This is a genomic window from Pseudomonas citri, from assembly GCF_025336485.1.
In the GTDB taxonomy this organism is placed as follows: Bacteria; Pseudomonadota; Gammaproteobacteria; order Pseudomonadales; family Pseudomonadaceae; genus Aquipseudomonas; species Aquipseudomonas citri.
The window spans coordinates 1-10,957 of sequence record NZ_JAODAB010000049.1; the positions used below are offsets into that span (position 1 = coordinate 1).

General features: G+C 52.0%; 7 protein-coding genes. 2 read left to right on the plus strand and 5 right to left on the minus strand.

Annotated elements, in window-relative coordinates; genetic code table 11:
- The 5 genes from N4Q37_RS27465 to N4Q37_RS27485 all read right to left on the minus strand — a co-directional run.
- The coding region (locus N4Q37_RS27465) for a hypothetical protein (RefSeq protein WP_260963328.1) at positions 1–272 on the minus strand (272 nt) is incomplete at its 3' end.
- A gap of 68 nt (positions 273–340) precedes the next feature.
- Positions 341–3,238, minus strand: coding sequence for a hypothetical protein (locus tag N4Q37_RS27470; protein ID WP_260963329.1), 2,898 nt, complete (start codon positions 3,236–3,238; stop codon positions 341–343).
- Between the two features lie 36 nt (positions 3,239–3,274).
- Complete coding sequence (locus tag N4Q37_RS27475) at positions 3,275–5,665, minus strand: hypothetical protein (protein WP_260963330.1); 2,391 nt, start codon at positions 5,663–5,665, stop codon at positions 3,275–3,277.
- A 71-nt stretch (positions 5,666–5,736) separates the two neighbouring features.
- On the minus strand, positions 5,737–8,139 hold the full coding sequence (locus N4Q37_RS27480) for a hypothetical protein (protein WP_260963331.1): 2,403 nt from the start codon (positions 8,137–8,139) through the stop codon (positions 5,737–5,739).
- Positions 8,140–8,184: 45 nt separating this feature from the next.
- Positions 8,185–9,963, minus strand: coding sequence for a hypothetical protein (locus N4Q37_RS27485; RefSeq protein WP_260963332.1), 1,779 nt, complete (start codon positions 9,961–9,963; stop codon positions 8,185–8,187).
- 174 nt (positions 9,964–10,137) lie between these two features.
- On the opposite strand from N4Q37_RS27485, the gene N4Q37_RS27490 reads away from it, so the two are divergent.
- Positions 10,138–10,629, plus strand: coding sequence for a hypothetical protein (locus N4Q37_RS27490; RefSeq protein ID WP_260963333.1), 492 nt, complete (start codon positions 10,138–10,140; stop codon positions 10,627–10,629).
- 56 nt (positions 10,630–10,685) lie between these two features.
- On the plus strand, positions 10,686–10,957 hold a 272-nt coding region (locus tag N4Q37_RS27495; protein ID WP_260963334.1), incomplete at its 3' end, for a hypothetical protein.

Sequence of the window (10,957 nt, forward strand, 5' to 3'; positions counted from 1 at the left end):
TTGAAGGTCTCCCCGGTACTCAGGGCCAGGATGCTGTCGCTGGGCGTGAACTGGCTCAGGTTCAGGTTCCAGCCGACCCCGAAGCCGGAGTCCAGGATATTGATCGGACTGAAGCTCAGGTTCAGCGGGAAAGCCGGGCCGCTGAGCCAGTTGCTCTGGACTTCGGGCAGGTCGATGGAAATGGTGTATTGCCCGGTACGAGGGTCGACGCCGCTTTGTAGATAACTCAGGAATCCGAACGCCTGGGAGTGCACGACACTGGAAGTAGTCATGTTCTTTCTTCCTCGTAAAATAAGGCTATCGACGGTCCTATACATGAGAAACAGAATACTTTTATTTATTACCTTCGACTCAGCACCAACTTATTACGACTATCCTCATTGGAGGGCGAATCGAATCCAATTGCCAGGGAATGCCGATTCCCATCTTCATCGAGCAATAATAAATGGATAGCAGGATCCAGATGCTGACGATACAACTTTCGCTTGTCGCCGCTTGCCAGCCCATCATACCAATACTTTATATCATCTGTTCGATGCAAACTGACAATCAACTCCCCCTGCGCCGGCCCTCCACCATCAAATGAAGTCTTGAGACTTTTCTTATAGTTTCTCATCAACCCCCACAGATACGGATCAAAAGATAATCCGGCAGGGCTTGGACTGTCGGCATTCTCAAAATTAGCTGGATTGAAGGCGTAACCGGTGTAGCTAAAGAACACCTCATCGATCAGCTCACTTTCCCATTGCACAGTCGAAATATTGTTTTCGATGAGCAACGTACTGAAGAGAACTGGATCGATACCCCGCCGCAAATAGCTCAAATACCAGTAATCGATGGACTGGCGATAATAGCTGAAATAATCCCATTCTGGATTCTCTTGGCTGGGCGGCGCATCGTGTCCATCAGCATCCTTCCATTTACGCACACGATTAAATTCATAGTGGGACAATGGAGGGGTCGTCGGCCTGACACCCTGCACTACAACCTCATAGTTTTCAGTTTTATCATCAGTGGAGTTTTGAATACCATAAGGCGAATCGAATTGCGCATAGAATGTCCGACCACCTTCTTGTGCAATACATATATAAAGCTCGCGATAACGCACACCATTATTTTTTGCCACCGGCGGCGCCAGCGGATAAGTTCGTGCCGCAGTGGAGGAAAAAAACCTGAAGCGGTTTCTTGTTTTACTGGCGGCCCAGAGCGTATGACTGCCATATTCAATACCTTCCTGGCCCACCGCGATGAATGGAATTGGAACATTCGTCATTTTATCGACCAACCTGAGCGTAGCCAACTCAGCATCGCTCACGGGAATATATTGCTGCACTCCACCAACGGCGACCGATTTCGTTGCGATGGTAACGATAATGGGAATTTGTTGAAAACCATTGCTGAAACAACTATCCAGGCCATTATTGACGGCGATTGTGAATTCGTTAAGTTCCAGCCAACGTGGCTCTGGTTGTACTTGTTCGGAAAGCTGAATAATGCTGAAACCGCTTGCTCTGGCCTGACCGTTCACCAGATAGGAACACCTCACCACACTGATTCGGGACGCGGGCTGGGCGGGAGGTGTATAGACTCCATTCTCATCCACGTCCCCCTCACCGATAACGGTCCATCGAACATCATCTTCGGGCTCCAGGTCGGCATACAGCCGAATCGGATCGCTCGCGGTAATCGCCGCAACATAGGGTGGATCGATCGGCAGCGTATGCGCCGCTTTCACCAACACGACTGTCGCTTCAATCGTCTCGTTGAACTGCGGATCGGTCACCCTGATTTTCTGTAAGGCTAGCGGTTCGGTCTGGCTGGCAGGCGGTGTATAGATCGCGTGATAGTTGTCAACGACCTCAAGCGTTCCCTCATCCGGCGAAAGCGTGGGCCATCGCAAGCTCCCGTTGCCCAAGCTCGTTACGATAATCTCGACGGGTGTTGGATTACTCCCAACACCACGCACGCACACCCTTGGCGAAATGTTCATGCTTTCGAAAACACCGAGCACTAAGGCCGAACTCTTCTGTAGCGCCCCTCCTTTCATGTACTGTGCCGTTACCACGACCGGTTGTTGTTCTTTACCCATTCGTATTGGATCTGGCGCGGTATAGACCCCACCCGTGGGTGTAATCGTGCCCACCGAAAATGGGCTAAGAGGATTGCTGACACTCCATTGGGCGCTAATGCTCGACCCGTTGCTCTTACGTGCGATAAATGTCTGAGGCTGCCCACCACTCTTCAAACTAATGAAGGCCGGCTCGACGTTCACTGTTTCGGAGGTCGGTTCAATATTGCCCAACACCAATAAATCATGAGGCGTATGTCGTCCATTATTGCTTTCGATGAAAAAGTTATCGCTTGGAAAAAGCAGATTCTTCAATACATCAAGCTGTACATCGTCGAGCAGCTCGATCCATTCGCTGTTCAGCACTAATGAAGCTGAATAAATATTCCGCCCTCCTGCCTTATCGTCAGGAATCAGATAGGGGAAGTCACTGCCCTCAATCGGAAGCCCTTGCCCATTTTCATCATGGATTTTCAGGCGAATGAATAGCACTACCGCACCATCCTCCGGATTATCGGAGGTGGGGGCTTTCTGCGTCCGAATGTAGAATCCGGTCGGACTCAAAGGGTTATAGCCACTGAAGTCAAACAACCCCAACTCAAAAATCCGTTGGTCCTGCGGCAGCATCGCCAAGCGGCTTTGGATCAAGGCCGCGACGGGCTTGTCGACCCCGGGCATTCCTCCCAGATTACACGTCATCGACAGATCACTCGCCACATCCAATGTCACCCGTCCCCGTTTATCCACTTCACCTTCAATCTGGTTCAGGCTGAGCTGCATCTGAATGTGGTAGCCCATCGCTTCGGTAATATTGAAACTGGACAGCAAGCGAACCGCGCCCCCGCCGGCCGGATGACTCCTGGCGGTATAACTGCCGCCTACGATGTTCATGGTTAACGTCACCCTGGACTGATTCAGCGAAGCCGACTCGAATGACAACACTGGTTTGCCCAGTAATAGACCGTCCAATGTCATGGACTCCGTCCGATCATCCAGATAGGCCACACCACTGATTGGCGGGATGAAGCGTCCTTCATGCAACCAGGTTAAATATTGCGTTTCCAACAAGCGGTTGAGCTGTTCTCGACCAAAAGCGACGATAGCTCCCCAACCGTAAGTGATCGAGCGCCCTCGCATTTTATTCAACAAACTTTCCAGTGAATTCGACATGATCATTCTCCAGCCATTAGCGTGAGTGCCAGGAACTTACTGGTCATCGGCACAGAACATCTGGATCGTTTCGGGCACACTGAACAGTGGCAACGGCAGGACAATGTAGCCATCATCCGAAGCCCCACCCGGCCGCGCGGGAGGCGCCAGGACGGTAACGACCACAAACTTGTCCGGTCCCGCAGGGTTCAAGGTCAGCAAACCGCTAACTTCATCAATTTGCGCAGAGTCCCCGCCCAGCAACACCTGCCATGTCTCCCCCCAGTCACCGGGGTTGATGGGACCGTCCTCGCCCATGATCGACAACTGGAGCTGGTTTTCCGGCAAAACGGCGGCTTCGTTGATTGCCACTTCAAGCAGCGCTGTTCGGTGCAGTACCAGTACGCTGGTTTTCTCGCTCACGCTGGTCCGTGGGTTAGTCACCACAATCGTGTCGACGGTAGGCGGCGATTTGGCGATCGGCGGCCCCGGCACATAGCTGTGGTCCTTGCCGTCGGCAGGGTTCGGTCTTACCACCGCACCAGAGTCCGGATCCTCCATGGACCAAATCAGCGCCCCGCCGTCCGCCGCCCCGGCCGATACGTCGTGGGCCAGGGAGTCCCCGGCCGTCGCGATCATGATCAGCGGGTTGATGGCCATGCTCCGGCTCGTGATACTCACCAGCGCCGAGCTGGTGTGGGTGCCGTCGGTGGCAGTGATGACCACCCGAATGGAACCGCGGGGCATCTCGGCGGCGGTGGGCGGGGTGTACAAGCCCGCGTTGGTGATGCGGCCCTTGGGAACGGTCTCGCCGAGGATATTGCGCACGGACCACGTTAAGTTGTCGCGACGCGGTTCGGTATGGAATTGGCGCGCAACCGTGTGGGGGATGATCGGTTCCAGATCGGTGATGCTGAAGGCGGTTTGTGTAGGGCCGACGTGACCGAAAGCTGCCAGGTCGCCGGGAAAATGAACACTTTCGAGCTTTACGGAGTCGTTGCCGCGAAATAATAAGCTGTTAAGTGTAAAAATGTTTATTTCCGGCGTAGGACTGACAAAAGAGTCAACACTTGGACGCAGCAAGTCCACTAGTTTTTCTTCCAATGTCATCTTGATCTGCGGAAAAACTTCTACAACCCTCGGCTGATCCGCAAACGTTCCTATACGTCCCGAGACCTTTATCTGCCCCGGCTGATCAACAACCTCAAATATAATGTTTCCGGATGCCGATTCCAGTTTAAACCGAAACCTCCACAAGCACTCCCAGTTAGATCCTAGATACCTTTCTATGGCATGCTCGCTCTTTTTATACCTCACATCACAAAATTGCATTCTATCCGCACGCCACTCCAGGACAACTTCCCGTGACAGGCGTCGAACACGGAGAGTCGCTACATTCTCAGCGCCTTCCGGCTCAGAAAAATTGGCATTTAGCGATCTGGATGTAACTACAAAATGATCATCACCCTCATTAGCAGGATCAGCATAAAGTATGCTAATACGAGCCCACCTTCCACCATGACCAGTCATCTCGGTAAATCCATTAACCACTTCAAATACTGCACGAAACGGATCATCCGATGTATTTGTGCGTTTAATCCCTTCCGCAAATATTTTTTTCATCAACATGTCATTACCCAGCAACAACGTAGCCGAATAACCCTCGACCAGCAAATACTTCAAATCCGCATTATCGACAGGCAGATTCCCATTAGCATCTCCCTCCATGGCGACGAACACCAGCACCGCGCCCTCGCCCTCATCTTCATTGGCTAACAATCGGGCACCGGCACCCTGTTTATTATGGGTGCGGATAATGAACTTCGAAGGCTTCAGAAACTGATTCGGTTCAAATCGTAATTCGTTCAACACGAAAATTTTCTGCTCCGGCGGCAACCCCCTGAAATGCGCCTTGAAGCGTTCACCAGCGACTCTCTGCAAGTGTTCGGATGGCATGTCGATCAAGCGATAATTACTGCCTTCCGAAATATCGAGTTCCACCCGCCCTGCCGAGCTGACCGAACCAGTGCTCGCCATCAGATCAATATCGAACTTAAGCCCTGGCCCGTCCAACACATCCTTCTCGGAGATTCTGGTGAGCGACCATTGTTGGGCACCTTCCAGTTTAGTGAATGACAGATGAGTGCCACCAACCTCTTTCATCGTTAATTTAGCTGAAGACCTCTGCAAGTTTGAGCCCGCAAAGGAAAGTCGCGGTGCGTCCATCTGGTAGTTATGCAAAAAATCCTTATGCGTCGGCGTCGTATTGTCCCGTATCTCCTCGGTAATCGGCTGCATATAGTCACCGGTGCCGAATCGGGTAATGTATTCCTGCATCAAGACCTTATTGGTCTCATTGCGACCATAGGCCAGAATCGCGCCCCAGCCTAATGTCCGAGGTTTCACTTCAAGCCAGTCCAACAATGTATCAACGGAATTGATGTCCATGGCAAAAATCCTTTAATAGAGAACGAACCCACTATTTGAATCCTGATCTTCACTGTGGAGCGGCGGGCAACTTACTGCTCATCAACACAGAACATCCGAATCGTTTCGGGCACACTGAACAGTGGCAACGGCAGGACAATGTAGCCATCATCCGAAGCCCCACCCGGCCGCGCGGGAGGCGCCAGGACGGTAACGACCACAAACTTGTCCGGTCCCGCCGGGTTCAAGGTCAGCAAACCACTAACTTCATCAATTTGCGCAGAGTCCCCGCCCAGCAACACCTGCCATGTCTCTCCCCAGTCACCGGGGTTGATGGGGCCGTCCTCGCCCATGATCGACAACTGGAGTTGGTTTTCCGGCAGAACGGCGGCCTCATTGATCGCCACTTCAAGCAGCGCTGTTCGGTGCAGCACCAGCACGCTCGTCGTCTCGCTCACCTGGGTCCGAGGGTTGGTCACCACGATCGTATCCACCGTAGGCGACGACTGAGCGATCGGCGGTCCCGGCACGTAGCTGTGGTCCTTGCCCTCGGCGGGGTTCGGTCTCACCACGGCCCCCGAGTCCAGCACGTCGGGCCAGACCAACGGTCCGCCGTCTGAAGCGCCGGCCGATACGTCATGGGCCAGTGAATCGCCGGCCGTCACGATCATGATCAACGGGTTGATGGCCATGCTCCGGCTCGTGATACCGACCAGTGCCGAGCTGGAGTGGGTGCCGTCGCTGGCGGTGACCACGACCCGGATGGAACTGCGTGGCATTTCGGCGGCGGTAGGCGGGGTATATAAACCCCTGTTGGTGATGGTTCCCTTGGGAATGGTCTCACCGAGAATGTTTCGTACCGACCAGGTCAAATTCTCACGAGGCGGATCGATATGGAATTGGAACGGCACCGTATGGGGGATGATCGGTTCCAGTTCGGTGATGCTGAAGGCGGTTTGGGTGGGGCCGACGTGGCCGAAGGCGGCCAGGTCGCCTGGGAAATGAACGCTATCGAGTTTTACTGCATTGTTGCCGCGAAATAACAAACTATTAAGGGTAAAAGCGTTAATTTCCATCGCCGAATCAAACATGCTTCGTACGAACGCAGGCATTGTTTTTCTTAACTCTTCTTCCAGATTAATTTTTAATTGAGGAAATATTTTCACTACTTTCGGCTGATCATGAAACGTCCCTATACTCACATGAAAGGCTAACGCCTCGTGTGGAGAAATATCTACATAAATAGTTCCCACATCGGCATCAAGACCAAACTTAATTACCCACCCACAACGCCACTCGGCTCCTAACCCACCATAATAAGGATTACCTTCAAAATCATATGCATTAGTAGCTTGCTGGGAATTACCCGCCCACTCCAAATATAGTTTTCTAACGCCATCCACCCCTGACCGGCTTAGGAGATTGATGCTAGCCACGCCTGGGTAAAGTTCATCCACAAGGTCAGAAAAATGAATAATCAAACTAAATAAATATACCCGACTGATATCGCTCACCTCAGGAGACGTATTATTGTAGATATCTATGGCATATCTACGCACATCCCCGAATCCAGTAACCTCAGTAAAGCCATTGACAACTTTAAACTCCGCACGAAACGGTCGTTCGCTGGCACTGATCCTCCTAAGCCCTTCAGTCATTATCTTTTTCATCAACATTTCATTGCCCAACAACACGGTAGCCGAGTATCCATCGGGCAGTAGATATTTAAGGTCTGCATTATCGATAGGCAGATTCCCATTAGCATCCCCCTCCATGGCGACGAACACCAGCACCGCGCCCTCACCCTCGTCTTCACCTGCTGATAGCCTGGCGCCGGAGCCCAGCTTGTTATGGGTGCGAATAACAAAATTCGAAGGTTTCAAGAACTGATTCGGTTCAAACCTCAATTCATTCAACACAAAAATTTTCTGTTCGGGTGGTAGTCCCCTGAAATGCGTCTTGAATCGCTCTCCTGCGACTCTTTGCAAATGTTCGGAGGGCATGTCAATCAACCGGTAATTGCTACCCTCCGCAATATTAAGTTCTACCCTTCCCGCCGAGCTGACCGAACCCGTGCTCTTCATCAGGTCAATATCAAATATCAATCCAGGTCCATCCAACACGTCTTTTTCGGCAATCCGGGTGAGCGACCATTGTTGCGAACCTACTGATCTAGTGAAAGACAGATGGGTCCCACCGACCTCTTTCATCGTCAATTTAGCCGAAGACTTCTGCAGGCTCGCATCCTTGAACGAAATTCGCGGCGCGTCCATTTGATAGTTATGCAGGTAATCTTTTTGCGTCGGTGTCGTATTGTCCCGTATTTCTTCGGTGATCGGTTCCATATAGCCGCCGGTACCGAATCGCGTAATGTACTCCTGCATCAAAACTTTATTGGTCTCACTGCGCCCATAGGCCAGGACCGCCCCCCAACCCAATGTGCGAGGCTTCACCTCGAGCCAGTCCAACAATGAATCTACAGAATTGATTTCCATGACAAGACCCTCTCATTGGATAGAGCCGGCGACTCGAACCTTGACTTAGCGAACCAGTGTTGCAGTGGTATCTCTAAATTCTGTAAATGTTTCACCTCCGTCGAAGCTGACACTTGCCTTCAGGGAAAACATTTCTCCGGGCAGGAGGTTATCCAGGAATCCTTGCTTGGGTAATTTCTCCGCTATTTTCTTGTTTCTGAATTCAGCCTCTGTCACTGGTCGGGCGCTACGTATCGGATACGAGGTTTGGCCAGCACTGGTGATGCCTGTGGCCACCATCGTCAACAGTTGCCCTTGCGCCATGAATGGCCATGCATCGAAACCCGGAGACTCGATGACCAGGTCCGCACCGCTAAACGGGACACTGCTCCAGAACATCTGGCCGCCTGTAATGTGCACAGAGGTCGTAGACGGGTAGCGCGTTGCAGGCAATGGCGTGATCAACAGGTTGTAATGGACAGACTCCTCACCATTTACCTTGTAGAACACCGGAAAATAACGGCCTTGTGCAGGCGTAGACATGTTGGCTGCAATGGCGGTACCCGGAATATGAAAACGTCTACCGGAAACAGGAGTCGACGCAACGTAACGTCCACCATTGGGATGTCCCTGCCAGTGAATTTCCACCGTACCCGAACCTGTTTCCGCCGTCTCGGGCACCGAGACATAGGCACCGTTGGTGCTTGCTGGCAATGTTCCTTGATTTTCTGCACCCGGGGTGACGTCTTCAACAATCGGAGGGGGCAAGTACAAAGGCTTGCTGATATCCAGCAGCAAGGGTTCAGCCGCCTGTGCAGCACCACTCCGGGCGTATTGATAAATCACTTTTACTTGGCTGTTACTGTTGACCGCCAGCCATTGAGGCTCGATATGAAACTCGATAAGCGCGCTGTCCAGAATGGAACGGTCGACCCGAAGTGCCTTGGTAACACTCTTGATCTTTTCGCTAGCGGTCCAGTACAACAGTACCCAGTCGTTCTCCTGGATATCCGGATAAACCGGTTTCACCTGCAAAGTCAGGCCATTGGGATAGTGCCCTGGATTAATCGGCCCCTCGGTGTAGTCCTTGACCGTAACAGCAGGCAACAAGGCGGAACCAGGTTCGACAATGTCGATTCTTTGCGCCTCGGATTCACTGAACGGTGCGGCTTGACCGGCGTATTGAACGCGATAGCTGATATCGGCATGTTCACCCGCAATCCCAACAATCTCGATATAAGGCACGGTGAATGCCAAAGGCTGGCCCAGATGCTCGGCCCTGATTTCCCTGGACTCGCGATACACGGGTTCTGGTAGGCCCTGGAAGTAACCTTGCCAACTGAAGACGACCTCATCTGCGACGCTCATGGCCTGGTAAGGCGGTACCACGGCGGTTGCGCCCGCCGAAAGGACGTTCCTGGGATCCACCGAGCGTTCGTGAGATTCCTTTATTTGCGGGACAGGTAGCTTGCGTTTTCCTACGTAGCACAATATTCGAAGCGATTCCGCCCCCTGATTATCAGGGTCACCAGGCGAGGCCACGGCATAGGAATAGAGTACCAACCCCTGATCCAGTTGCCTGAGCAGATCATTGGGAATATTCACCGGCATTCCCCGCTCCGGGGTATACCCTCCACTTTCTGTCACATCCACTCGAGAATCGCTGAAGTCAGCCACTTCCCCTTGCGCACCACACCCTCGCCAGTGAGGCCAAAGCACATCGCCGATAGCCATACCGGGAAACTTGATATACGTGAGCAATGGAGCATTGCTCAATTGTTCCAAGTCGATCCAATTACCGGACTGTAGGGCCGGAATCTCTGGGCGCGGGTTCAAATCAGCCATGGGAAATGCCTCGGAAATTCGAGCGCAATAGAGCATCGGAAATCACACTGTAGATTTCGATGAAAGGCATTGTCTACTAACAGAACTGTTAGGTTTCAAGCAATCAATCAGGTGATAACCTTGATTTCTACAACACTTTTCTAACCCACTATATTCGCCATAGGTCATGTCGCCATGAACCACGTTAAAGCGATCGCTTTCGGCTTATTGCTGGCCGGCCAACTCACTTACTCAAACTCGGCTTTTTCGGCAACGGGGACCGTTATACTTAGAGATAAGGAGAACGCTATTTGTTCTTTCTCCCTGCCAGGACCGGGCGAAAGCAAAACTTATAGTTTTGTTAACCCCCCTCGTCCGTGTGAAGGCTGGGATGATAGAGCTCGTTCAATCCAACTGGCCGAAATACCTTCAGCCACCACCATTTTCGTGGGCGATACTGGTGACTGCCAGAAGTACAGTAAAAACACCTGGCTAATTCTTAAAACCATAAAAAAATTAACCAGCACATCTATACAGGAAATTGAATATCTAACAGCCTATCAAAAAGGCCAGATAATTGAACCTGGCCTACAAATGGTTGATCTGCAATTCACTGGAGAGTTTAGGGACGATGTTTCTTGCATCAAGATAACAACTTCAGCAGCTCCGCCTTCACCTTCGCCTTAGCCTTAGCCTCATTCAAATCTTGTTCTCCAACTGATGAGAAATATGAGAGATAGGCCATGACCACTTCAAAAACCGTGCACTCCCAGGCGTTCGGATTCCTGAGTTATCTACAAAGCGGCGTCGACCCTCGTACCGGGCAATACACCCTTTCCATCGACCTGCCCGAAGTCCAGAGCAATTGGCTCAGCGGCCCGGCTTTCCCACTGAACCTGAGCTTCAGTCCGATCAATATCCTGGACTCCGGCTTCGGAGTCGGCTGGAACCTGAACCTGAGCCAGTTCACGCCCAGCGACAGCATCCTGGCCCTGAGTACCGGGGAGACCTTCAA